Origin of the sequence: Methanothrix soehngenii GP6 (genome assembly GCF_000204415.1) — an archaeon.
GTDB lineage: Archaea > Halobacteriota > Methanosarcinia > Methanotrichales > Methanotrichaceae > Methanothrix > Methanothrix soehngenii.
The window spans coordinates 1,522,741-1,546,694 of the sequence record NC_015416.1 but is presented as its reverse complement, the minus strand read 5'-3'; the positions used below and the strand labels follow the sequence as shown (position 1 = coordinate 1,546,694).

Sequence of the window (23,954 nt, the reverse complement as noted above, 5' to 3'; positions counted from 1 at the left end):
TAGATTAGCCTGCAGAGCAGCACGATATCCAATCATCCTCCTCTTCATACCGCGGGAAGTCCGACTTCATATGGATGCTCCTGGAGATATTGTAATCTCCGTAGTACCTCTCCTCTCCCTCGCTGGCCATAGGATAGATCGATTTCTTCAACCCGGCATTGGGGCTAAAGAAGCCATATTTGAAGTCGGCGATGCCAGTGGAGGACGTCGTAATGCTATAATATGTCTCCTTTGTGGGCATGAACTGGGCGGAGAGAACGGTATCATCGGGAGAAAGAGAAATGCCCTGCACAGTGGCATTCATCCTGGTGAGCAGCATATCTATACCTGAATCCTTGGAGAGCTCACTATTATAAAGCAGGCTGGACCCGGCATAATCAAGATTGTTCCCTGCATACTCCCGGCTGTTGATTCCCAGGCCGGAGTACCTCAGGGATTTGCTGGATCGGAGAATGGCCGGCCATTCCTCGACAAATTCGCCCATAAAGGTGCCGTTTTCAATTGAAAGGACGAATTCGCTGGAATTTGCAGAGTCCGCTCGAAGGAGAATCAGCCCTTCTGAGGCATAATCGCCCTTTCGGGCAGAGGTCCTGGCACGCAAGCGAAGATCATTTACATCCACCTCCTCATAGCTGGAATGATAGGGCTCAAGTGAGCGCCCGCGGTACTCAACCGGGGATATGCTTCCCTGGACGTACTGCGAGTAATCGAATTTTATGCTATCGCTCTGCCGGGCAATGGACCAGTCGGTGTTATTGGTTCCCACGGTGGTGGTTATCCTCTCGGCATTAGCGGATAGGATCAAGGCCGATAAGAGCAATGAGGCGATTACAATACAGACGCGATCCGTCTCAATCTTATTAAAAATCAAAAAGGGACCTCTGCGATTCTCTTTCTCCCCCGGCTTTCTTCGAAGCTAAAAGCCGGATCTCTCCGTATTTTCCTCCTCCGCCGGGCAGAACCTCCACTCCGCCGTTGCGGAAGGCCTCAATGGCCCTGATCACCTTCGGCTCGACTTTTGCCGCCTCCAGCTCCCCGAGATGCTCGTTCAGCAATACCTCAATCTCAGTCTTATCCTCTGTCATGGCCGCGTACAGCCTCTGCACCCCCACCGTCATCGGGCTCTTGTAGCCCAGGGCGAGGGCGATGATCTCTGCCAGAGGAATGAGGTGCAAGTAAGGGGGCCGATGAGAGGGATGCTGGGGCCCTTCGTAGTCGGCCAATAGATCGATTCGGTCAGCCACCCCCAGCTTGATCAGCCCCTGGCAATGGGAGCAGCGTCCCATGAGATCATTCATCTCTTTTGCGCTGAAGTGATGAAAGCAGCGGGTGCAGGCCGTGCGGTTATACTTTCCCTCTCCCGGGAAAAAACCGGCATTGAGCGTCGGTCCTCTTCCCTTCTCCCTGCAGATGGCCAAAGCTATCTCCCGGTAGCTGCACTCCTCCACCTCCATCTGATTGAACTCTCTGGCCAGCTTATTGGTGCGAGGTGAATGGGCATCGGAGTTGGAGAGAAAGGTCTTGTCCGAGAGCTCCGCAATCCTGTCCGCATAATCGCTGTCCGCGCTCAGTCCAAGCTCAATGAATCGAATCCGGTCCGCCTTCTCCTGGTAGCATTCAGATAGGGACCGATGGTAAGCATACATCCCCGTCCATGGGGTGAAGGCATGAGCGGGCCCAATGAGGCCCTCCGCTTCAAACACCAGGTCGGCGATCTGGGCCCCGCTCATATGCAACCGCGGCCTGCCATCCTGATGCAGGTTGCCCGAATGGGGTGAAAATCCCTCCGCCAGCTCCTCCGCTTTGCCGGTGTCCGGCAGGAGAATGAGATGATGGACCCTCTTCGAATCCTCCACCTCCACGCTCAGGAGAAAGAGAGTATCCCCCTGCCTCCTCAGCCCATCATCCTCCGGCAGCTTTTTGATGGATTCGAGCCACAGAGGGTGCAGGCAGTCTCCAGTGCCCACTATCTTCACCCCTTTATGCGCCGCCCCCTTTGCGATCTGCCCCAGCTCCATGTCGCCGGATACAGCCATCGAATAGCGGGAATGAATGTGCAGATCGAGATTGACTAGCATCTTCCCAACTCCTGATGAAGATCTTCTCGGAGAGGGATAAACCCTTTATGCTCATGGCTCCATTACCGGATGAGAAAATGGAGAGCAACAGAGAGATCCTGGAGAGCTACCGCCGGGGAGAGATTTCCCTGGAGGAGGCCCTAAAGCAGATTCGGGTCAGGGATTATCGCACCGTGGGCGAGGTGGCAAAGCTGGATATCTGCCGATCAAATCGCATTGGCATACCGGAGGCGATCCTCGCCGAGGGAAAGGACAAGTCCGATCTTCTGGCCATATCCCTTGCCCATCTGGAGGAGACGGGGAGCGTGATCATAACCCGTGTGTCCTCCGAGCAGCTGGTGGTATTGAGATCGGCCAAGCTTCCCCCTAAGAGCGTCTTTGAGCACAATCCTCGCGCCAGGACGGTGGTCATCCGCTCTGCTGATCGGCCGGCGCAAGCGGGCAGGGTGGCCATCCTGGCGGCAGGAACTGCAGACATCCCCGTGGCTGAGGAGGCGAGGGTGGTAGCGGAGGAGATGGGCTGCCAGGTGCTCAGAGAGTATGATGTGGGGGTGGCAGGCATCCACCGCCTCTTTCCGTGTCTAGAGAGGATGGCGGATGCGGATGCATTTGTCGTGGCGGCAGGTCGAGAGGGCACCCTTCCCGCGGTGGTAGCGGGACTGGTGAACGCTCCGGTCATCGGCCTTCCCGTCTCCACTGGATACGGAATTGGCGGTGGGGGAAAGGCTGCCCTCTATTCGATGCTCCAGTCCTGCTCCGTCCTGACGGTGGTAAATGTGGATGCGGGATTTGTGGCGGGAGCATATGCCGCCAAGATCGCCAGACAAAAAGCTCATAAAGAGAAACAGTCTTAAATTATTTCTAGGAAGGTATTTATACCATAAAAAGGCTCGTTTGCCTTGAGCGGGTATACTCATCTTTTTTACTAACCCCCACTCCCCTACCCGCTCTAGCTATTACCGCCGCTACTGCAAAGTTCATGAATCCATGCGTCTTATCCAGGCTTTTGGAATCGGCTAATAGTGTATTTAAAAATAAGTATAATATAGTTAGAAACATGGCACTCTGGGGAGATCCAGGGCGGAGTCTGCCTTGCAGGGATGCTCCGCCTTGGTGCTGAATGGACGCACGGAATAGCAGACTATTCCTTCATACGCTATTCCATTACACTTTACTTTATGCAAATTAATTTTACTTAAGGCTTTTGGTCCCGACAAAATCGCGATCTATTGGCAAAGAGCGCCCGTTGCTGCCTGAGGAGAGATCGACTGAATTTATCTCTTCTCCGGACTGCTGAGAATAGGCCTCTATCCTCTTTTGAACCTGGCCCATCATTCCCTGAGAGGTCAAGACCAGGCAGCTCTTGCCTGCAAGCGCCTTGAGGATGCATTTGTCTATCACCCCGTAGGTGAAGTCCACCCGGATTTTGGCCTCTTCTGCCATCAGCTTGGCCCTGGTCCCCATGGCTCCGGTATAATCTGCATCCACTTTCCCTACCAGCTCATCTGCATTCTCTAAAAGAAGCTCATCGGCATCGCAGACGTAGATCGTGCCCCTCTTCGCCCCCTGGACAGCACACCTCCTCTCGCCCCCCTCCAGAGAGTCGCATAGCTCAAGAATGCTCTTTGGAGGCTTCTTGCCCTCTGCCAGCCCTCTGTTCACAAGCTCCTGATATAGATCCACCACCATTGGGGGCTTCAGCCTGGCATCACGGACCAGCTCCAAATCGCCGAACACCTCCTCAGCCGAGCCCCGGCGGAGCAATCCACCGTCCTTCATCAGCACCACCTCATCCGCCCAGCGATAGGCCAGGTCCACATCGTGGGTGGAGATGATCAATGTCTTTCCCCCCAGGTTAAGCTCATCGAGCATCTCCATGATCTCCTCTGATGTGGCGGGATCGAGGTTTGAGGTGGGCTCGTCCAGGATCATCACCTCCGGCTCCATGGCCAGAATTCCCGCAATGGCCGCCCTCTTCTTCTCCCCGCCGCTCAGATGATGGGGAGGGCGGCGCTCGTATCCGGATAGGCCGACATACTGCAGGGCATAGCCCACATACCTTTTCACCTTCTCAGGAGGGAACCTCAAGTTCACCGGCCCGAAGGCCACATCCTGGTAGACGGTTGGGGCAAAGAGCTGATCATCGGAGTTCTGGAAGACCATTCCCACCCTTTGCCTTACCTTTCGCAATGATCGGGAGTCATAATCCAGCCTCTCATTCCGGAATAGAACCTCACCTGCATCCGGCCTTAAGATCCCATTGAACATCAGCATCAGGGTGGACTTTCCCGCTCCATTGGGGCCCACCAGGGCAATCTTTCTGCCCTCCCCTATTGTGAGGCTGACATTGCTAAGGGCCCGCGTGCCGTCGGCATAGGCGTATTCTATCCCCCTGGTCTCCAGGATCGTGGCCATTCTCACCCTCCCATCCTTAGAATCCCTTCTTCTCCAGTCATAAGGCTGATCGCCAGGGCCAAGGCCAAAAAGGCCGCAGTGGCTGCTATCTCTAATGCTCCCGCTCCTTTTCTCTCTTCCATGAGATCGAGCCGGCCGTCGTAGCAGCGGGCGTCCATGGCCACGATCAGCCTCTCTCCCTGCTCCCAGGATCTGAGGAATAGAACGCTGGCAAGCATGGAGAAGGAGTTGAGGGAACTCCTGGTGCCCAGGTCCCCCAGTCGCATCACCTGGGCGCTGTGTATCATCGCTGCCTGATCGAGAAAGACAAATATGTATCGGTAGATCATCATAGAGAGCTCTATCACCGATTCGGGAATCCGAAGCGACTTGAGGACGGCGAAAATCTCGATCATGGGGGTGGTGAGGGCGATGAAGAACAATGAGCACATGCCGCCGAAGGTCCGGGCGATGAGGAGCAGGGCCAAAGCTGCCCCATCCACTCGGATCCCTATCTCCAGGCCGAAGAGCTGCATGGAATAGAGCATCTCTCCAGAGCCATGCATCAGGGCCACCACCGTTGAGCTGAGCAGAGCAAAGGAGAGGGGGAGAAGGAGGAGCCGGGAGTAGATGCGAATGGGGATTTTAGCCAGGATCAGGATGATAAGGCTCATGCTCGCGGCGACGAATACGGGCGCGGGTGGCGTGACCGAGGAGACGCAGATTATGATCGCTCCCAGGCCAAGGAATAGCTTAAGATGGGCGCTGGTCTCTCTCAGGGCATTGCACTGGGCCCAGTCATCCAGGAGATCATGCATCAGATCTTGCTTCCCAGTCCCCGTCTCTCTGCTCGCCTTTCTTTCTCATCAAACCTCTGTAGTATCCCAGGAAATAGCCGATGACCAGGCTCCCTATGGCCGCCTGGAGGGCAAAGAGAAGGCTCTCGATCTCGCCGCTCGGCGGCTCCCATAGGGGACTTGACCAGGGCTCATAAGTCCCTCCGGTCAATTCATCGATGACCTTCTCCGATTGATCGTCCGCCCCTGCCCACTCGTGCTCTCCGCTGGTGCTCTGGTAGACGAAGATGGCAGTAAAAAGGGCAACAACCACCAGGACGATTATCTCCAGCTTCATGTAGCAGCCTCCCGGAGCAATTTGATGGCGGAGGCACTGGCCACGTTGAGCTTCACCAGGATGTCGCCCCTGAGCCGGACAAGATATTTGAACATCAGCGCAGTCACCGCTCCCTCCACTACGGCTAATGGAACCTGGGTGATGGCGAATATGGCCATGAAAGCCTGGAAGGAGGCCACAACCCCACCCGAGGCGGCGGGAAAAGCCAGGGCGAGCTGCATTGAGGTCACCACATATGTGGTCCAGTCGGCTAGCATGGCCGCCAGGAAGACAGAGAGGTACATATTAAGCCCAGACCTCTTGGCAAGAACGAAGACCAGATATCCGATCAGAGGACCAGCGATGCCCATGGAGAAGATGTTGGCCCCAAGAGTAGTCAAGCCGCCATGAGCGAGGAATAGGGCCTGATAGATCAGCACGATTGCCGAAAGGACTGCGGTTATCCATGGTCCAAAGAGGATCGCTCCCATGCCCGTCCCCGTGGGGTGTGAGCAGCTCCCAGTGACTGAGGGCATCTTAAGGGATGAGAGAACGAAGACGAAGGCCCCAGATACAGCGAGCAGGGGCAATATCTCCCGGTTTTCCTTGACCATCTTGTTCATCTTATAAACGCCCCAGGCCACCACCGGCAAAGAGATAATGAGCCAGATCTCCCACCAGGGATGGGGAAGAAAGCCTTCCATTATATGCATCACAACACCCGTGTGCAGCAGGGATATTCTAGCATATAAACTTTCTTTGCGTTATGACCAGATTAATTTAATAAATTGAGAAATGCTCTTAAATAATCCGCTCTATAAAAGGAGATCATTGACCCAGATATTCACTGTCACCAACCTCAATGAGAGAATTCGAGAGCGTCTGGAGAACGATCCCCGCCTGCATGATCTCTGGGCGCAAGGAGAGGTATCCAACTTCGTCCATCACCGCTCCGGCCATATGTACTTCACCCTGAAGGACCGGGATTCCCAGATCTCCTGCGTCCTCTTCAAAGGGAACATTGGCCAGGTGGAGACGGAATTGAGAAATGGCATGAATGTCCTCTTGTTTGGGGATGTGGCGGTCTACCGTCCTCAGGGGAGAGTGCAGCTGGTGGCCAGGGCCATTAAGAGGGATGCCGGTCTTGGCTTTCGGTTTTTGCAGTTCGAGGCCTTGAAAAAGAAGCTGGGGGAAGAGGGGCTCTTCGATCAGGAGCAGAAGCGTCCTCTTCCCCTCTATCCGGAGAGGATAGGGATTGTCACCTCTCTGCAGGGTGCAGCGCTGAGGGACGTAGTGCGCACCATCGGCCCCTATCCAGCAAGGATCATAATCTCTCCGGCCAGGGTCCAGGGGGAGAAGGCTGAGGAGAGCATCGTCTCTGCACTTCTCGCCCTGCAGGGCAGGACGGACCTGATCATCGTCTGTCGCGGAGGCGGCTCAGCCGAGGACCTGTGGTGCTTCAACTCGGAGGTGGTGGCAAGAGCAGTCTTCGCATGCGACAGTCCGGTGATCTCCGCCGTGGGCCATGAGACGGATGTGACCATCACCGACTTCGCGGCCGATATGCGGGCGGCAACCCCAACCGCTGCCGCGAAGATTGCAGTGCCGGATGTGGCGGATCTGAAGATCAGGCTGGAGCAGAGCCAGGTTCGGATTATGCGCGCCCTTTGGACAAGCCTGGAGAGAAAGGAGGAGCGTCTGGAGTATATCCAGCGCAGCCTCTCCCCTTCGAGGATGTACTCCATAACCGGAGATCTCAGGCAGCGTTTGGACCACCTGAGCGATGGGCTGGATCTGGCCCAGGCTGAGATGCTTAAGGCGCGAAAGACCAGGCTGGACGCGGCCAAGGGCAAGCTGGCAGCGGTGGGACCGCGCGCCACATTGCAGCGAGGCTATGCCCTGGTCCGCTCGAAGAAGGGGCTGGTCGTGGCCTGGGATGATGTCCTCCCCGGAGAGGAGGTTGAGTTGATCTTGGGTCGGGGTGCGTTGAGATGCCGGATTTTGGAATGCATCGACGAGAAGGAGATGGATGGATGAGCATAGAGGAAGTGGGGCTGGAGGATGCACTGGAGGAACTGGAGAGAATAGTCTCGGAGCTGGAGGAGGGGAAGATGAGCCTGGAGAAGAGCCTGGAGCTGTATGAACGAGGCATGAGGCTGGTCCGGGTGTGCAACCTTCGACTGGATAGTGCCCAGAGGAGGATTGAGTGCCTGACCGGCGAGCTGCCCTCCGATCTGCTCTGAGGCAAAGCTTAAATAAGATCTAGGATGTACTTTTTTATACATCATAGTATTAATTCGTGCATTAAACCATTTAGCTGGTGATTCGTTGAGCAGTATGATGATCGATAATTTCGCAGTCAAGTTCGGGAGGTATGGCGGCCTCTTCGTCCCCGAGACCCTGGTGGCTCCCTTGGCCGACCTCTCTATTGCCTATGACCGGCTCAAGAAGAGCCCCCAATTTCAAGATGAGCTGAAAGCTCTCCAAAAGGACTTCGCCGGCCGGCCCACATCGCTTTATCTTGCCCCCAACCTCAGCCGGAAGCTGGGCTGCCGGGTGTATCTAAAGAGGGAGGACCTGATGCACGGTGGGGCTCATAAGCTCAACAACACCCTTGGCCAGGCTCTGGTGGCAAAGAATATGGGCAAGACCCGCCTGATCGCCGAGACCGGAGCCGGCCAGCATGGCGTGGCCACGGCCATCGTGGGGGCAAAACTGGGCTTTGAGACCCAGGTCTACATGGGTGAGGTGGACATCGAGAGGCAGAAGATGAACGTCTACCGGATGGAGCTGATGGGAGCAGAGGTGATACCGGTCCGCTCCGGCTCCAGGACTCTGAAGGACGCCATAAACGAGGCTTTGAGGGACTGGGCCTCCAGCTTCGAGCACACCCACTATCTGCTGGGAACCGCCGCCGGCGCTCATCCCTTCCCCTCGATGGTCAGGGACTTTCAGAGCGTGATCGGCCAGGAGGCCCGGGAGCAGATCCTGGAGGCGGAAGGTCGTCTGCCGGATAGCATTGTGGCCTGCGTGGGTGGAGGGAGCAATGCCATGGGCATCTTCACTCCATTCCTGAAGGACGATGTGAGGCTGATCGCAGTGGAGGCAGGAGGTCGAGGCCCGGGGATGAGCGACAAGATGGCAGACAACGGCGCATCTTTGGGCTACGGCACAGACGGAATACTGCATGGTGCCCTCACCAAGATCCTCCAGGACCCATACGGCCAGATACTGGAATCCTACTCAGTGGCAGCAGGCCTTGACTATCCCGGAGTGGGTCCGGAGCTGGCATTCCTGGCGGAGAAGGGACGCGTCCTTCCCAGGCTGGCGGACGACAGGACCGCTCTAGAGGGATTCCGCGCCCTATCCCGGCTGGAGGGGATCATCCCCGCACTGGAGTCGGCTCATGCCATCGGCTATGCATTAAGAGAGCCTGAATCACTGGGCGATCTTGTGATCATCAATGTCTCCGGCCGGGGAGATAAGGACCTGGCTACGGTGATGGACTATGAGAATAACTGAGGCCTTCGAGAAAGGGCCCCTGCTGATCGTCTATCTCTGCTCAGGAGACCCGTCGCCCGGTGCCACCCCCGAGCTGGTGCGCCGGCTTGTGAGGGCGGGAGCGGATATCATCGAGCTGGGGCTCCCCCATTCAGACCCTATAGCGGACGGTCCGACCATCCAGGCGGCAGCGCAAAGGGCTATCGCTGCGGGGATGAACACCGATGTATACTTCCAGGTGGCAGAAGAGGCTGATGTGCCCGTCCCCAAGGTATTCATGGGTTACTACAATATGGTCTATGCCCGGGGCCTGGAGAGGTTTGCCCGGGACTGTGCCCGCTGTGGCATCACCGGCATGATCGTTCCCGACCTGCCCCCGGAGGAGGCCGCGCCCCTGAAAGAGGCCTGCGGCAAGCACGGCGTGGACCTGATCTACCTGGTGGCACCAAACACGCCCCCCGCACGGATCGATCTGATCGCTGAAGAGACGGGCGGCTTTCTCTATCTGGTGGCCAGGACCGGCGTCACCGGGGCGAGAAGCGAGGTCTTGCAGGATACAAGAGACCTCATCCTTCGGGTGCCGGGAAAAAAGCCAAAGGCGGTGGGATTCGGCATCTCCACCCCTGACCAGGCGGCTGAGGTCATCCGGGCGGGTGCCGATGCCGCCATAGTGGGATCGGCCTGCGTGGACCTGATCGCCAGGGGCAGGATCGATGAGCTGGAGGCATTGGTTGGGGAGATGAAAAAGGCGGTAAAAGCTGCGGGGAGAGCAAGGCTGCAATAGCTGGGACTATTGCATTGCCATGAAAGACGAATGACCTGAGGAATACCGATGAATGAAGAGCTGAGGAAGTATGTGGAAAGGACGCGCCGGGACATTGAGTCCGGGGCGGATGCCACTATCGTATGCTTTGGTGACTCCATCACCGCTGGCTATGCAGTGCGGCGAGGGTTTCCCTCCTTTTTGCTGGAGTCGCTCCGTCAGAGGTTCCCCGATTCAAAGATAGAGATGATCAACTCTGGCATCTCCGGAGATACCAGCCAGGACGGCCTGAGCCGGCTGGACTGGGCAGTGCTATCTTATGAGCCGGATCTGGTCACCATAAACTTCGGCATCAACGACTGTGTTTTAGGGCTGAGCCTGGAGGAGTTCGAGATGAACCTGGTGGTGATGGTGCGCCGCATCCGGGCAGGCCCGGACTCGGAGATCTTGCTCTTATCCTCCCAGCCCCTGGAGAGCCCTCCCTATGACCAGAGGGTATTGGACTACTATCAGACGGTGGAGAGGGTGGCAAAAGAGATGAATGTGGGCTTTGTGGACGTCTACGGCGCCTGGATGAAGCGGGTGCAAGCTGGTATGCCTCTAGATTCTCTGATCTTGCCAGGCTTGGACCACCCCAATGAGGCGGGCTACAGGATAATAGCCGAGGAGCTGATGAGCCTCTTTTGAGCAAGTCCTTGTTTGCAGGCGAGAAGGTTCGTGGAGGTATGAGGTATGTTAATGAAAAGCGCGGGTGGATGCTTGATCATATTGGCTATTTTATTGATACTTTTTGCTCTCTCGCTGGGAGGGGCAGCAGCCGCTCCAGCGGGCGTTGGGGCGGATATCGTCAAGATCATAAGCGTAAGCTACCAGGATGCCGATCAGTGGGTTGAGATCGCCAACATGGGATCTGGTTTGATGAATCTGGACGGCTGGTCGCTCAAAAACCGGGAAAATCAAAGCTATGCGTTTCCTGCAAACTTCACCCTGAAGGCCGGCTCAACAGCCCGAGTTCACTCCAAAGAGGGCAGCAATTCCTCCTCCGATCTATACAATAGCGCGCTCTTTTGGAGCGAGATGGGCGATACTGCCACTTTAGAGGATATAGCCGGAAGGATCATTTCCCAGTATAGATATCCAATAGAGGTTTCGACTCCCGGTAGCGCATCCGACAACAAACCCCTCTCCCTTCCCAATGCATTCTCCAGCGGCGGGATGAATCCGCCTTTTCTGCCTGCTTATAGACCGCCTCCCGGCAAAGAAATGAGCAGCTTGAGGTCCAGCTCCAGCACGCCGGTGAATTTGACGGGCCATACCTTCATCTGCCACGGCGGTCCGCTCAACTGGGCATGGACAACTGGATTGGGATAGAGAGCTTTTCCCCCCTCTTTGTCCTCCCGCCACCGGCGCCTTCTCCAACTCTCTGGTCCTCGTCGCCGTTCGACATCTCCTCATGCCATCATATGAATCTCATATAATGGTTACTCATTTATTTTGGGCAGAAGAGAATACAGCTAAAAGAAGAGTGAATGAGGGATAAGAAATGAGGATGATGTTCGCAGTTGTTTTCGCCTGTATAATTCTAGCATTTACCGCATCAGGCGTAGCTGGTGGAGTAGAAGTGGGTGACTGGTTATCTGGCGGATATGTCGTTACTGGCTACAATGCTCCTGCTGCCTTAAAATGGAGCCCGTCAGTCTTCAATTACGGATATATCGACTATTCGGTCTCTGATCCCTGGTATAGATCCGTTGCCAGACCGTACCTTGATAGTTGGTATTGGCCATCGTATTATTATCGAAGCGGAATTACCGTCTATCCTGTAAACTACTACAGCCCCGCTTATTATTGGCATGGTTTGCCCTGGCCATATTAACTTTTTGTTGAATCGAATGAGGCGTACTCGAAATGGCGAGCTAGCCTCGGTGGTGGGCTGCCCTCTCGGTCGACGCTGGGCGGGGGAGCACCAATGGGATCTGTTGGGCTCTGGACTCACCTCTTCTCCCCTAACCAGATCCTATTGACGCTCTTCAGAAGGATCGAGCACATTATTGCTGCAGGCGATCTTTCTTTCCGTCTATTCATCCTATCCAAGCCCTGCAGTACTGATGGATCTGGCCCTTTCAGCCTGATATTGATTTTTAACAGATGCTACCAGACATGCGGCAGGAGGCGGTATCGTCTCTCCTGGCAGTATTCCAGATATCCGGGCAGGTCACGCAAAAGCAGCCTCTCCTCAGCGATAATCCTCCAGCAGATGAAGGGAACACTTAGGGCGAAGATGGGAAGAGCCCACCAGGAGCCTAAGGCTATCGGCGTTGCCAGATACATGGCCAGCACTCCCAGGTACATGGGATGGCGGATAATGGCATAGGGGCCTGTGCTGATGACCCTTTGGCCCTCAGAGATCTGGATGATGCGAGATGCATAGCTGTTCTCCTTGAACACCCACAAGACCAGAATATAGCCGAAAAATACAGCAGCGTCTGCAAAGAGTACCAGGTGGACAGGGATGGCATTCAGTCCATGAAGGCGCAGGTCAATGGCAATGGCTACAAATCCAGCGATGATGATCAGAGAGATTGCATTAACGATCGCAATTTGCTCTTTTTCTCTTTCCTGCAGATTCATCCTCCGCTCCAGCATCTCCGGCTCATGCTTCAGAAAATAGCATACTGCAACCAGCATCGGCAAGACGAGAACCGCCCAATAAAGCCACCCCTGCCAGTAACGAAAGGTGCCGGCCAGAAGATAGATAATGATGGGAATGACAATTGCGGCCAGACCAAACCTTATCATTGCCTGCCTTCTCAGCCTTTCGTATCTCTGCCGGTCAATTCCATTATTATTATTATGGGATATGCCGTCTTCCTCCTGAATCCTTTGACTTCCTGGACTGGCATGAAGGCAAAGCTGATGCCCTATCTATAGATGTGCGGAAATCTAAACTCAGATGCCTTAAGATAGTCTTCGATAGATTCAATTCCGATCCATCTACGCTTTCTGGTCTCAGCCACAATACCTGTCATATTGCTTCCGCAGAATGGATCCATAACAACATCTCCTTGGTCTGTTAAGAAATCGATGAAGAGCTGTGGCAATTCTTTAGGGAATCGAGCTGGATGAGGCTTCATATTAGATTCTTTGCATTTTTGGAGATAGGGGCTATTGGCATCATTATTTCCAACCTGAAGTAGATTTGGCGGGATGGCTCCCTTATTATCCCTCTGGAACTTTGAGGTAATATTGTGCCCTGAAGGTCTCTTCTTAGCTACATATCCTCTCTCAATCAATCGCTGCATATCCTTGCTATATGGCTGAAGAATCTTCCTATTATCAGCTTTAGGGAAAGGAGATTTAGACAGCCAGAGCACTAGTTCAACAGAGTCCTTCACTCTGATCCTTCTGACAGTAACCCACTCGGCAGGAGCAGGTAATTTTGCAGGATTGTACCAATAAAACTCCTGTGCTAAATGAAACTTTTTGGCTAATTCTATAATAAGTTCAAATTGATAGGTCGATCTAGTGGGCTTGCCTCTATTCCATGATCCGCCTATGTTGATCACAAGGCTGCCATCCTCGGTTAGTACTCTAAGGAATTGATCGGCAAAATCCATAAACCATTTTACATAAGCATTAGCATCTACGTTACCGTATTCTTTCTTGTAAACAAGGGCATAAGGCGGAGAAGTGACGATTAAGTTAACCGATGATTCAGGCATATTTTTCATGACTTCTAGAGAATCGGCCAAATAGGCTGATCCGTGCTCGGTGAAGTAATAGGGCTTGTAGGGTATTATACTTCTAAAGGGGTTCTCTACACCCATATCCAGTGGGAGCACAGAGTTGTAAGATGTCATTGGACTACCTTTGGTTTTTATTCAGCTTATTCTTTGCGTTGGTTGATATGATCGACTTTTCAGCGAGCCAAGCGAGAACGATATTCCTTACAATCTCAGCATCCCCATTTCCCAGTTCGCCTCGAAAGTTCTCAATGAGGGCCCATTGTTCAGGGGTAAATACTACCTGAACCCGTTTATTCATTGGGCACCTCCCAGCCGCTGAAATGACACACTCATTACACAGGTGAAATAGGCTGGTATTATATTAGTTTTTCCCCCATTACGTTGCTCGGTTAGGTTGGAGATGCCACATAAATTAGAAGAGATCCTAAAAGCACCGGCTAATGACATAATGGACGCTATCTTAAAAGGATTCAGAGCCCAGATCGATGTGAAAGGGAAATTATCTGAGTTTTATGCCTACAGATATATAAAACATCTGGAAGCAGAACATATTATCGAGGAAGTAGAGTGGAGAGATACAGATGGAAGACCCGACTTCGAATTTTTATATAATGGCAAGAAATATTTAATGGAGTGCAAGAACCTAAGAAATAAGATCTATAAACGGCCTCCAAGCTACATGGTGGAAATCCAAAGGACCAGGGATTCAAAGCAGGGCCTGGAGACGAGACGTTATCGAGTAGACCACTTTGATATCCTCGCAGTTTGCCTATTTAACCAGACACAGAAATGGGATTATGTTTTCATCAGATCCAAGGATCTTGAGCGATGGCAAGAGCACCCAGAGTATCTAGAAAAGATGCAACGGGTTCCAATGACAATTGAAGGCCTATGGAAGAAAGATTTGATAGAGATTCTAAATAGCTTCGAAGGCTGAAATCTGTTAATGATACCAATTATGATTTATGATGATGCCGAACCAAAACATGCGAATCTGATGCCATCTCTCTCAATATGCTGAAGAAGATTCTGCCATCATTTGCTTATATCCAGTTGTGCATTCATTGGCTGATTTATAAGGCGCAATGATGATACGGCCTGTCTGATCGATGATGAGGATATTGAGTTCTGAGCGCTATAGATCCCTTCCCGGAGCGAGATCGCAGCCAGTGCACCGGTAGCAGCCGGTGAGAGCCAGGCTGCCGTCCAGACCTTTTTCATCCAGCTCCATCCTCAGATATCGAGCCAGCCCGAGCATCCGATCAGCCGAAGGCCGGACGATATCCACCTCCCCCCGGCGCAGGGGATGAGGATAAGCCGCCCTCAGGATGGGAAGAACACCCATATCAATGAGCTCATCTATTCCCTGGCGGAGGGACTGGTCCGACTCCCCCAGGCCAATGATCACATTGGAGAAGACGTGGTTAGGGCCGAACAGCTCCACGGCCTCCTCCAGAGCATCCATTATCTCTTGATAGGACAATCCCGGGCAGACTTGGGCGAATATATCGCGATCGACCGTCTCCAGATTGTACTTGACCTCATCAGCGCCCGCATCCAGAAGAATCCGATTGACTCCAGGAAAGGGGTTGACAGAGACGCCGATGGGCAGACCAAATGGCAACAGATCACGAACTAGAGCCGCCACCCTCTCCGCCTCATGCTGGGGGGAGACCTCAGTGCCGCTGGTCAGAGAGATGGACTCCAGCCTCCCCGTGGCCATCGCCTCTTTCGCCATCTCCATCACCCTCTCGTGAGACTTCACCTTTCCCATCAGCCTGGGGACGGCGCAGAACTTGCAGTCGTAGATGCAGCGCTCGGAAATGGTGATGTAGGCCTGATCAGGACAGTGCAGGAGGGGCTCGACTACTCTGCCCCTGGCAATTACCCTGCCCTCCAGCGAGATTGTTGCCTCATCCCCATCCATCTCCAGCTGAATAGCAGTGCTATCCACTACCGATAGGCGCACCATACGCGAGCCGGACTGAAAGAAGATCGAGCTTTCCCCCGCACCTGGACCGGCGGTGGACATCTTGCCCTCGCGACCAGGCTGGGAGAGCTGAACCGTTCCCCGGGAGAGAAGAAGGGCTTTTGTCTCCAGATCCATCGTACTAATTCTTATTTTCCAGGTTAAAAGAAATGATGGTCCAGGCAAAGAGGTTTATAACGTCGGGGTGTAAGGGCAGAGAAGACCCCTCTCCTTCAGGGGAGGGGATGAATCGTGCCCCGCCGTTGTGCAGAAAACTATAAACATAATCAACCGCATAAAAAGTATCTATGCTCAAGGCATATAAATTTAGGATCTATCCAACAAAGTCCCAAAGGACGAAGATGGAGAGGACCCTAGATCTATGCCGGTGGACATACAATCAGACCTTAGCATACCGAAAAGATGCTTGGGAGAAAGAAGGCAAATCCGTATCCAAGTACGAGACGCACAATCTTCTTCCAACGTGGAAAGAAGAGAAGCCTGAACTTAACGATGTCTTTTCCCAAACCCTTCAGAATGCCCAGGAAAGGGTGGATCTTGCCTTGAAGGCGTTCTTCCGAAGAGTCAAAGCCGGAGAGAATCCTGGATATCCAAGATTTCGGGGAAGAGGTTGGTACGATTCTTTTACCTATCCTCAGAAGGGGTTCAAGCTCAATGCTGGTAAGCTCTATCTTTCCAAGATTGGTAATATCAAGATCAAGCTCCATAGATCCATAGAAGGCAAAATCAAACGGCTGACCGTAAGGAGAGCTGCGACAGGTAAATGGTTTGCCTGCTTTTCTGTGGAGATCGAAGATCAACTTAAGCCTCCCTGGAAAGACGGTTCTCTCGTTGGTGTAGATGTTGGTCTGGAAAGCTTTGCGACTCTTTCCAATGGTGAGACGATAGCTAATCCTCGATTCTTCCGAGAAGAGGAAACGGAACTCGCCAGAGTCCAAAGGAAGCTCTCAAAAGCACCGAAAGGCACTCCAGAGAGAAAAAAAGCTCTTCGGATGGTTGAGCGGGTCCATGAAAGGATCGCTAACAAGCGATACGATTTTGCCCATAAGGTTAGTCGATATCTGGTTAACAGGTTCGGCTTGATTGCCTTTGAAGATCTTAGTATTCAAAATATGCTCAAAAACCATTGCCTGGCAAAATCCATCTCAGACGTGGCTTGGAATATGCTTGTGACTCTGACCTCGTACAAGGCTGTAAGTGCCGGTTCGATGGTAGTACTGGTAGATCCAAGAAATACGTCTAAGATGTGTTCCAGGTGTGGCATTCTGGTTGAAAAGACGCTTTCTGATCGCGTCCATAGCTGCCCTCAGTGCGGGCTATCCTTGGATCGGGATTGGAATGCGGCAATCAATATACTCAGATTGGGACTACAATCTGTCGGAATAAAAACCGTAGAAGCCTGCCCCTTTTAAGGGGTGGGAGTAGTCACTACCCTTCTAGACACATTTCAGCTACCTGGACTATGAGAGCAGCAGACAATCTGCTAACAGAGATCTGTCAGGAGAGGTGGGAGGCAGCTATCCATGAACGAGGTGATGATATTTTTCGCAGGCCTTCTCGCTCTCATCGTGGGGGCGGAGCTGATAGTGCGAGGAGCATCGCGCCTGGCAGCATTGCTGGGGATAAATCCTCTGCTGATCGGCCTCACCATCGTCTCCATCGGCACCAGCATGCCCGAGCTGGCTGTGGGAATCACCGCCGGGCTGCAGGGGAGCGGTCCCCTGGCAGTGGCCAACATCGCCGGCACCAATCTGGTCAACATCCTCTTCATCCTTGGCCTGAGCGCATTGATTCGACCCCTGGCCCTCCATCTGCAGGTCCTCAGTCTCGACCTGCCAATGATGATCGTCGCCGCCGCCGCTCTGGCCGGCCTGGCCTCAGATGGCGTCCTGACCCCTCTGGAAGGAGTCCTGATGGTTGGCGCCTCCGCAATATACACCCTGGCCGTCGTCCGCAGCAGCCGAGCGGAGTCGGACTATGTGAAAGGGGAGTTCGAGGACATGTGCGGCGATGGCTTCATGGAAAGTTGTGGCCCGAAGGCTCTGCCGCCAGAGAGAAAAGAGCTGCTGGCAAAAGCGAAGTATGTCGCCATGCTCATCGCGGGAATGGCCATAACGGCAATTGGAGCCGACTGGCTGGTGGATGGGGCAACGGGCCTCGCCCGAATGATCGATATCCCCGAGGCGATAATTGGCCTTTCCATCGTCGCCATCGGCACATCTGCTCCGGAGCTGTTCACCACAATCGTCGCCACCCTTAGAGATGAGAGGGACGTTGCCATCGGCAACCTCCTGGGAAGCAGCATCTACAACATACTCCTCGTACTGGGCCTTGCCGCTCTGGCCGCCCCCACTGGCCTTGCTGTGACCCGCCAGCTTCAGCTCTTCGACATCCCGCTGATGACCCTGGTTGCCCTGGCCTGCGTCCCTGTATTTCTCACCGGCAGACGCATCTCCCGATTGGAGGGGGGCCTGGGCGTGGCCGCCTATCTGATCTATCTCATCTGGCTGCTCCTGTTCCGGGCCTGATACCCTCTCACTCTTGGAGCGATCTTCGAGATCCAAAAAGCCTATTCATCCGGTTGGACGACGTACTGCTCAGGCTGATTATCATCGCTCGCAATTTCTTTTTTCTCCACCAAAGAGCGGAGGAGGTCGAGGGAAGGTCCGCTGGACTGGACGGAGAGGCGATCTCCCCCCTTCAATACAGTGCTCCCGCCGGGGCGGATGGGGTGCCCCTCTCTTCTCAAGACAGCGATCCAGGTGTCATCGGGCAGGTTGAGATCTGCGATCTGCTTTCCATCGGCAGAGCTGCCAGAAAGGACCTTGAGCTTAACCAGCGGCTCCCACTCTTCTCTTCCAGGCACCGCCTCTGGCGGCTCGGGGAGAGATACCAGGGGGGCATCCACACCCAGCCGGCGGGCGAAGAAAGGTATGGACGACCCCTGCACCAGGACGCTGGTCAAGACCACGAAGAAGACCACATTGAATATCATATCCGCCTTCTGAACCCCGGATATGAGGGGGAAAGTGGCCAGGATGATGGGGACTGAACCCCGGAGGCCCACCCAGGAGAGCATGACCCTCTCTTTGATGGGCATTTTCCTGAAGGGCAACAGGCATATGAGAACGGCCATTGGCCTGGCCAGGAACATCAGCACAAAGCAGATGAATAGACCAATGCCTGCCACTGGAATGAGTTTCGATGGAAAGACCAGCAGACCCAATGTTAAGAACATGACGATCTGCATCAGCCAGGCCATACTATCATGATCGTCTATCAGGCTGCGCTTATGGATAAAGGAGTGACTGCCCAGGCTCAATCCGGCGATGTAGACGGCCAGAAAACCGTTGCCCCCGAGAGCGGCAGTCAGTGCATAGGTCAGCAGGACCAGCGATATGGTCAATAGGGGGTATAGGCCCCGATAATCGAGGCGAATACGGTTTACGATAACGGCCATGCCCCTGCCCATCATATAGCCGAATACCGCTCCCAGGGCCATCTGCTGGGCGAACATGGAGATCAGAGTGGTGGGGGAAGCAATCGCCCCGGTGATCAATGCAATCAGACTGGTGGTGAGGAAGATGGCCATGGGATCGTTGCTGCCTGACTCCAGCTCCAGCAATGGCCTTAAATCTCCTTTCAGGCTGATCTGCTTAGAGCGGAGAATGGAGAATACCGCAGCAGCATCGGTAGAGGAGATGATTGCCGCCAGGAGCATCGCCTCCAGGAGGCTGAAGTCGAGCACATAGTAGGCGGCATAGCCGACGATTATGGCGGTGAGCATGACCCCAATAGTAGAGAGTATCACCCCCCTCCATAGAACGGGCTTGATCTCCTTCCATTTGGTGTCCAGGCCGCCGGAGAAGAGGATGAATATTAAGGCCACCGTACCCAGGTACTGGGCCAGCCAGGGGTTGTTGAACTCTATTCCCCCCGGCCCGTCTGAGCCGGCCAGCATGCCGATCAGCAGGAATAAAACCAGGGTCGGCACACCCAGCTGGGTGGACGCTTTGCTGGATACTACGCTAAGGAGAAGCATTACAGCTACGCCCAGCAGAAGGTATTCCAGCGGTATCATAACAGTATCTTTTACATCCTTACATCAATATTAGCCTTCTTGATCGTGACCTGTCATATTGTCAGGGCGGCGAGCCTACGATTACGAGGCCGTATTTTGAGAGCCATCAGCCCTGCCGAAGAGATAGCCGACCGATGCTAGCTGGGCCTCGGAGCCCAGGATGATGGCCAAATCATCCGGCTGAAGAACGAAGCTCTCATCAGGATGGTTGATCACCTGAGATTCCCTATTTACCGCCAGCAAGGATATGCCTATCTCTCTCAATCCGATCTCCTTCAGGGACCTTCCTGCCGCAGGCGAGCCGGCCGGGACCTTGATGGTGATGAATTCATTCTGAATCATATTGAGGTCAGTGGTGCAGTAGGGCTCTTTGGAGATGCTGCGAAACATCTCATACCCATCTGCCCGGATACGATTTATGAAAGAGTCTATCCTCTCCCTTGGCACTTCATACTTCTCCAAAACCCGGCAAAATATCTCCACACTGGTCTCATACTCCTCAGGAATAACCTCATTTGCCCCCAAATTATATAGAGCGCTCATCTCATTGATGTATCTGGTCCTGTCAATTATATATATGTCGGGATTCAGCCTCCGGGCCAGTTCGGTCATCCTGCGAGTTTCCGTTCGATCGGAGATAGCTATCACAATCACCCGGGCGCTCTTGACCCCAGTGCTCAAGAGGACATGCTCTTGGGTGGCATCTCCATACCGGATGGGCTCACCATTACGCAGACCGGATTTCACTGTCTCTGGATCGATGTCTACTATTACATAGGGTATTGCCTCGCTCTTGGCAGATAGGGCCACGTTCCTGCCATTAACCCCATATCCTATGATGATCAGGTGGTCTTTCATCGTCTTTATATCCGGCATATTAGCAGGCAGGGAGCGATTCAGCCTCTGGAAACGGGGGAGCCTTGATGTGGCATCTGCCAGCTTTGTGGATACCGCTATGATAGAGGATGTTGCCACCATGGTCAGGACTGCAACATCCAGAAATATCCGGTAGAGCTCCTGGCTTATAAGGCCGTACTCCAGCCCCACCTTGGAGAGGACGAAGGAGAACTCCCCGATCTGGCTGAGGGCCAGGCCGACCAGAACAGCAATTCTCAAGGGCAGGCCCATGATGGCCACCGTTGCCCCGGCGATCAGGGATTTCAGGAGCATCACCCCGGAGGCTAAAAGGATGATATAGAGAGGATTAGCCAGCAGGAAATTGACATCTAAGAGCATGCCGACGGAGACGAAAAAGAAGCTGGTGAAGGCATCCCGCAGGGGCAGGACATTGCCAAAGGCCTGATGGCTGTACTGGGACTCGGATATGGTGAGGCCTGCCAGAAATGCGCCCAGACCCAAAGACAATCCCGCCAACGAGGTGGCCCAGGCCACGGCGAAGCATATCGCCACCAGGCTCAGGAGGAACAGCTCCCGATCATCCGTCCGGGCGATGTGGTAAAGGGCAAGAGGGACCAGCCATTTGGCGCTGATGATCACCAGGGCGACAAGAGCCAGGCCCTTGGCCAGAATGAGGAGGGGAGATTCAGGAACCTCGCCCACAGCGCCTGGCAGGAGGGGGACGGCCAGCATCAGGGGAACTATAGCGATATCCTGGAAGATGAGAATGCCCAGGATGGTCCTGCCCTGGGGGGTGTACATCTCGGATTTTTTCTGGATTATCCTCAGCACAATGGCCGTGCTGCTCACGGAGACCAGAAATCCGATCAGGATAGCCGTACCGACCGGCTGGCCAAAGTAGATCAGCAGGGCATAGACAGCGAGGATGGCCAGGGCGACCTGAAGGGTGCCCCCAACCAGGACATACTTTTTCATCTGCATCAGATCTTTCAGGGAGATCTCCAGCCCGATGGTGAAGAGCAACAGGATGACGCCGATCTCCGCCAGGACATCAACCTGCTCGATGGCCTGAATCAGACCCAGGCCCTGGGGGCCGGCCAGCGCCCCGGTGAATATGAAGCCCACGATTGCCGGTGCCCTGACCTTATGGAATATGAAGAGTACTAATACCGATAGAACGAATATGACCGCAATATCCCCCAGCAGGAGCATTTCCATAACAATCGGCCCCCCACAAGGCCAGATTGTTTTCAACAAACCTTATGGATTATAATCATTTCTGAAAGGGATGGCAAAAGGAGAGAAAAAAGGATAAAGAAAGGATGCTCTTCGCTGTATCAAGTGGGTAGCAGGATAATTAATCCTGGTGGAATACGGAATAAAACCGCAGAGGCGCAGAGCTCACGGAGGACGAACGAACGGAGACGACTATTTGCTCAGAAATATGCTATTTTTTTCAAGTGCTGGTAATAAGATAAATTTCCACGTCTCTGCGAACTCTGCGTCTCTGCGGTTAATATTCGTAGCCGAATATTCAAACACGTGGTAGTTACGGAGTGAAACGGCGGCGACGCACCCCGCTGCAAGCAGACGGGGCATCCGAGGCGTCGCCGCATAAAGATAGTACTACTCGGATCTGATCAAATCCCTAAGTTGGACACGGATGCCCTTTATCCCCGATGCAAGCATCGGGGTATTGCGGTAAAAAAATAATAAAACCTCAGAGTCACAGAGCGCACAGAGGATCATGAAAAAATGTCGAATTCCTGTGACTTTTGCACGAACCCACACCAAACAGCGAGGAGCCAATCATATACCCTTGCCCTGGTGTCCAGGTAGATCTCAAAGCAGCCTGGTGGCCTCGCGTGGCCTGGGGGTCTTGACCACCAGGATTCGAGTGACGCTATTGCTCTCGTTCATCCAGCGGTGGGGAATCTTTGCCGGGCTCTCAATCAAGGTGTCCGCCCCTGCAACCGCTTTCTCCTCGCCGATCTCCACCACCCCAACTCCTTCCAGGACATAGAATATCACATCCACCGGAGTGATGTGCTTTTTCAATGACTCACCAGGCTGCAGGGTTATATGCACTACCTGGGCGCTCTCGGTATCGCTGATGCTCCGGGCATCCACCCCATGGGGATTGGGCTTGCTGGATACGTCTTTGACCTGCACGATCTTCATAAGTGTCTTATATTCACCCCATCTGGCATAAGCATTCCCCTGTATGCGGCTTTGGCCCATGCATTCGCCAGATCATGCGACCGCTATTCACCTCCCAAATGAATAACTAATCGCATTCTCCGAGCAGACATCAACACAGCAGCCGCAGAGGATGCATTCGCTGTTTTCCATGATCCCCTGACGGACCATGAGGTTTACATCAAGGCTCATGGGACATGTTGCCGAGCACCTTCTGCAATTCGAACAGCGGCCTGCATCGGATGAGAGTTGCAGCGCAGGCCAGCGGAAGAGGTCTCGGATCTTCCTTCCGGTGATGAGAATCACGGCGATCGGGCAGAAGTAATGGCAAAAGGCACGCTTGCCGGCTAGCAGGGCAAAGGCGGTGAAAAAAGCGATCTGCACAAAGAATATCGTGTACGATCCCTGTTGTGCAATTGATATGCCCTGATCGGTATAATAAAAGAGGTCGATGGTTTTCAGCCCTCCTGCAGAGCGAATTGCAGAGATGAGTGGGATAAAAAGTATGAAAAGGAATATCGGATATTTAAGCAGGTTCATCCTCCCTGTTCGAACATTTTTATCATTTAGGAGAATATAAATTTCCTGCAAGCCCCCTCCTGGGCAGAGCCATCCGCACCACAGCCTGCCCAAAAGAAGCGAGCTGATGAAAAGGAGAACGAATACGATAAGGCCGCCAGTGGCAACTCCTTGTGATGCACCCCGGATAATTACCGGACAGGATATATAAACAAAGGTGGCGGGCAATAGCACGAAAGAGAGGATGATCATCGCCCTCCTGATCTTTTGTCTGGCCGGGAATTTAATCATAGAATTTATATAACCTGCTTTTTGACAACGGTGTCCGACAGCTTATTGAAGAGGCGCTGCCTCTTTCCCCGAAAGGCAAATAGGCCGATCAGGCAGTCGACGGGGAGGAGAAAGGCCTTGCCAAAGGACTGCAGAGCCGAATCCCTAAAGCCGATGGCCTCTCCATAGGGCCCGACCACCACGATATTGAGCAGCATCTTTCCCAGGGATTGCCCACGGTATCCCTCCAGTGCGGTCCAGTAGACGAAAATCAGACCGGACAGAATCAGCATTGCGTCCAGATGCATTGGATCGATCCCAAGGACCAGGACTACTCTATGCCATATGAGTCCCATGAGCAGAACATCGATCAGCCAGGCCCAGAAGCGATCACTCCAGCTGGCCAGCACCAATTCATCCAATCCGGTCTCCTCCTTCAGCT

At 53.8% G+C, this 23,954-nt stretch carries 26 protein-coding genes; 11 read left to right on the top strand and 15 right to left on the bottom strand.

What is annotated here, in order from left to right:
* Window positions 1-4: 4 nt before the first annotated feature.
* On the bottom strand, window positions 5-871 hold the full coding sequence (locus MCON_RS07810) for a hypothetical protein (protein WP_013719456.1): 867 nt from the start codon (window positions 869-871) through the stop codon (window positions 5-7).
* Window positions 861-2,078: an endonuclease Q family protein gene (locus tag MCON_RS07805; protein WP_013719455.1), complete on the bottom strand. Its 1,218-nt coding sequence runs from the start codon at window positions 2,076-2,078 to the stop codon at window positions 861-863. Before MCON_RS07805 ends, MCON_RS07810 begins: the two co-directional genes overlap by 11 nt.
* Window positions 2,079-2,092: 14 nt before the next feature.
* Between MCON_RS07805 and larB the strand changes: the two genes are divergently transcribed.
* Window positions 2,093-2,932: a nickel pincer cofactor biosynthesis protein LarB gene (gene larB / locus MCON_RS07800; protein ID WP_013719454.1), complete on the top strand. Its 840-nt coding sequence runs from the start codon at window positions 2,093-2,095 to the stop codon at window positions 2,930-2,932.
* Between the two features lie 337 nt (window positions 2,933-3,269).
* Here larB and MCON_RS07795 read toward each other — a convergent pair whose 3' ends face one another.
* Genes MCON_RS07795 through MCON_RS07780 form a run of 4 tightly spaced genes read right to left on the bottom strand, consistent with a single transcriptional unit; the run spans window position 3,270 to window position 6,298 of the window.
* Window positions 3,270-4,493: an energy-coupling factor ABC transporter ATP-binding protein gene (locus tag MCON_RS07795; RefSeq protein WP_013719453.1), complete on the bottom strand. Its 1,224-nt coding sequence runs from the start codon at window positions 4,491-4,493 to the stop codon at window positions 3,270-3,272.
* A 2-nt stretch (window positions 4,494-4,495) separates the two neighbouring features.
* Window positions 4,496-5,290 (bottom strand): cobalt ECF transporter T component CbiQ, encoded by a 795-nt coding sequence (gene cbiQ / locus MCON_RS07790; protein WP_013719452.1) that lies wholly within the window; start codon window positions 5,288-5,290, stop codon window positions 4,496-4,498.
* Window positions 5,283-5,606: an energy-coupling factor ABC transporter substrate-binding protein gene (locus MCON_RS07785; protein ID WP_013719451.1), complete on the bottom strand. Its 324-nt coding sequence runs from the start codon at window positions 5,604-5,606 to the stop codon at window positions 5,283-5,285. Before MCON_RS07785 ends, cbiQ begins: the two co-directional genes overlap by 8 nt.
* Window positions 5,603-6,298: an energy-coupling factor ABC transporter permease gene (locus MCON_RS07780; protein WP_048132137.1), complete on the bottom strand. Its 696-nt coding sequence runs from the start codon at window positions 6,296-6,298 to the stop codon at window positions 5,603-5,605. The genes MCON_RS07785 and MCON_RS07780 overlap by 4 nt, the downstream gene beginning before the upstream one ends.
* A gap of 118 nt (window positions 6,299-6,416) precedes the next feature.
* Here MCON_RS07780 and xseA point away from each other — a divergent pair, with 118 nt between their 5' ends.
* The 7 genes from xseA (at window position 6,417) to MCON_RS16125 (ending at window position 11,725) form a co-directional block, all read left to right on the top strand.
* A complete protein-coding gene (xseA, locus tag MCON_RS07775) occupies window positions 6,417-7,622 on the top strand; it encodes an exodeoxyribonuclease VII large subunit (RefSeq protein WP_013719449.1) in 1,206 nt (401 codons plus the stop codon).
* On the top strand, window positions 7,619-7,828 hold the full coding sequence (xseB, locus tag MCON_RS07770) for an exodeoxyribonuclease VII small subunit (protein WP_013719448.1): 210 nt from the start codon (window positions 7,619-7,621) through the stop codon (window positions 7,826-7,828). The genes xseA and xseB overlap by 4 nt, the downstream gene beginning before the upstream one ends.
* A gap of 97 nt (window positions 7,829-7,925) precedes the next feature.
* Window positions 7,926-9,107: a tryptophan synthase subunit beta gene (gene trpB, locus MCON_RS07765; protein ID WP_013719447.1), complete on the top strand. Its 1,182-nt coding sequence runs from the start codon at window positions 7,926-7,928 to the stop codon at window positions 9,105-9,107.
* The gene (trpA, locus tag MCON_RS07760; RefSeq protein WP_013719446.1) at window positions 9,094-9,870 is read left to right on the top strand and encodes a tryptophan synthase subunit alpha; all 777 of its coding nucleotides are present in this window, start codon (window positions 9,094-9,096) and stop codon (window positions 9,868-9,870) included. The genes trpB and trpA overlap by 14 nt, the downstream gene beginning before the upstream one ends.
* Before the next feature lie 48 nt (window positions 9,871-9,918).
* Window positions 9,919-10,536: an SGNH/GDSL hydrolase family protein gene (locus MCON_RS07755; RefSeq protein WP_013719445.1), complete on the top strand. Its 618-nt coding sequence runs from the start codon at window positions 9,919-9,921 to the stop codon at window positions 10,534-10,536.
* A gap of 45 nt (window positions 10,537-10,581) precedes the next feature.
* A complete protein-coding gene (locus tag MCON_RS07750; RefSeq protein WP_013719444.1) occupies window positions 10,582-11,220 on the top strand; it encodes a lamin tail domain-containing protein in 639 nt (212 codons plus the stop codon).
* Window positions 11,221-11,392: 172 nt separating this feature from the next.
* On the top strand, window positions 11,393-11,725 hold the full coding sequence (locus MCON_RS16125; protein WP_157863725.1) for a hypothetical protein: 333 nt from the start codon (window positions 11,393-11,395) through the stop codon (window positions 11,723-11,725).
* A gap of 275 nt (window positions 11,726-12,000) precedes the next feature.
* On the opposite strand, the gene MCON_RS07745 is transcribed toward MCON_RS16125, so the two are convergent.
* The 3 genes from MCON_RS07745 to MCON_RS07735 all read right to left on the bottom strand — a co-directional run bounded on the left by MCON_RS07745 (window position 12,001) and on the right by MCON_RS07735 (window position 13,893).
* Window positions 12,001-12,648: a methyltransferase family protein gene (locus MCON_RS07745; protein ID WP_013719443.1), complete on the bottom strand. Its 648-nt coding sequence runs from the start codon at window positions 12,646-12,648 to the stop codon at window positions 12,001-12,003.
* A 122-nt stretch (window positions 12,649-12,770) separates the two neighbouring features.
* Window positions 12,771-13,709 carry a DNA-methyltransferase gene (locus MCON_RS07740; RefSeq protein ID WP_013719442.1) on the bottom strand — a complete coding sequence of 313 codons (939 nt, stop codon included), beginning with the start codon at window positions 13,707-13,709 and terminating at the stop codon, window positions 12,771-12,773.
* A 4-nt stretch (window positions 13,710-13,713) separates the two neighbouring features.
* Window positions 13,714-13,893, bottom strand: a complete 180-nt coding sequence (locus MCON_RS07735; RefSeq protein WP_013719441.1) for a CopG family transcriptional regulator — start codon at window positions 13,891-13,893, stop codon at window positions 13,714-13,716.
* Window positions 13,894-13,995: 102 nt separating this feature from the next.
* On the opposite strand from MCON_RS07735, the gene MCON_RS07730 reads away from it, so the two are divergent.
* Complete coding sequence (locus tag MCON_RS07730) at window positions 13,996-14,532, top strand: hypothetical protein (protein ID WP_048132128.1); 537 nt, start codon at window positions 13,996-13,998, stop codon at window positions 14,530-14,532.
* 198 nt (window positions 14,533-14,730) lie between these two features.
* Here the strand turns inward: MCON_RS07730 and MCON_RS07725 are convergent, their stop codons facing one another.
* The gene (locus MCON_RS07725) at window positions 14,731-15,702 is read right to left on the bottom strand and encodes a radical SAM protein (protein ID WP_013719439.1); all 972 of its coding nucleotides are present in this window, start codon (window positions 15,700-15,702) and stop codon (window positions 14,731-14,733) included.
* A 170-nt stretch (window positions 15,703-15,872) separates the two neighbouring features.
* Between MCON_RS07725 and MCON_RS07720 the strand changes: the two genes are divergently transcribed.
* Together MCON_RS07720 and MCON_RS07715 are read left to right on the top strand one after the other, a co-directional pair.
* Window positions 15,873-16,997, top strand: coding sequence for an RNA-guided endonuclease InsQ/TnpB family protein (locus MCON_RS07720; RefSeq protein WP_013719438.1), 1,125 nt, complete (start codon window positions 15,873-15,875; stop codon window positions 16,995-16,997).
* A gap of 111 nt (window positions 16,998-17,108) precedes the next feature.
* On the top strand, window positions 17,109-18,113 hold the full coding sequence (locus MCON_RS07715) for a calcium/sodium antiporter (RefSeq protein ID WP_013719437.1): 1,005 nt from the start codon (window positions 17,109-17,111) through the stop codon (window positions 18,111-18,113).
* 41 nt (window positions 18,114-18,154) lie between these two features.
* Here the strand turns inward: MCON_RS07715 and MCON_RS07710 are convergent, their stop codons facing one another.
* From MCON_RS07710 to MCON_RS07690, 5 genes are all read right to left on the bottom strand, one after another.
* Window positions 18,155-19,666 carry a potassium/proton antiporter gene (locus MCON_RS07710; protein WP_013719436.1) on the bottom strand — a complete coding sequence of 504 codons (1,512 nt, stop codon included), beginning with the start codon at window positions 19,664-19,666 and terminating at the stop codon, window positions 18,155-18,157.
* Window positions 19,667-19,747: 81 nt separating this feature from the next.
* A complete protein-coding gene (locus MCON_RS07705; RefSeq protein WP_013719435.1) occupies window positions 19,748-21,742 on the bottom strand; it encodes a monovalent cation:proton antiporter family protein in 1,995 nt (664 codons plus the stop codon).
* A 624-nt stretch (window positions 21,743-22,366) separates the two neighbouring features.
* Window positions 22,367-22,705, bottom strand: coding sequence for a cupin domain-containing protein (locus MCON_RS07700; protein WP_013719434.1), 339 nt, complete (start codon window positions 22,703-22,705; stop codon window positions 22,367-22,369).
* An 87-nt stretch (window positions 22,706-22,792) separates the two neighbouring features.
* Complete coding sequence (locus MCON_RS07695) at window positions 22,793-23,533, bottom strand: 4Fe-4S binding protein (RefSeq protein WP_013719433.1); 741 nt, start codon at window positions 23,531-23,533, stop codon at window positions 22,793-22,795.
* A 5-nt stretch (window positions 23,534-23,538) separates the two neighbouring features.
* Window positions 23,539-23,934, bottom strand: a complete 396-nt coding sequence (locus tag MCON_RS07690) for an RDD family protein (RefSeq protein ID WP_013719432.1) — start codon at window positions 23,932-23,934, stop codon at window positions 23,539-23,541.
* Between the last annotated feature and the right edge of the window lie 20 nt (window positions 23,935-23,954).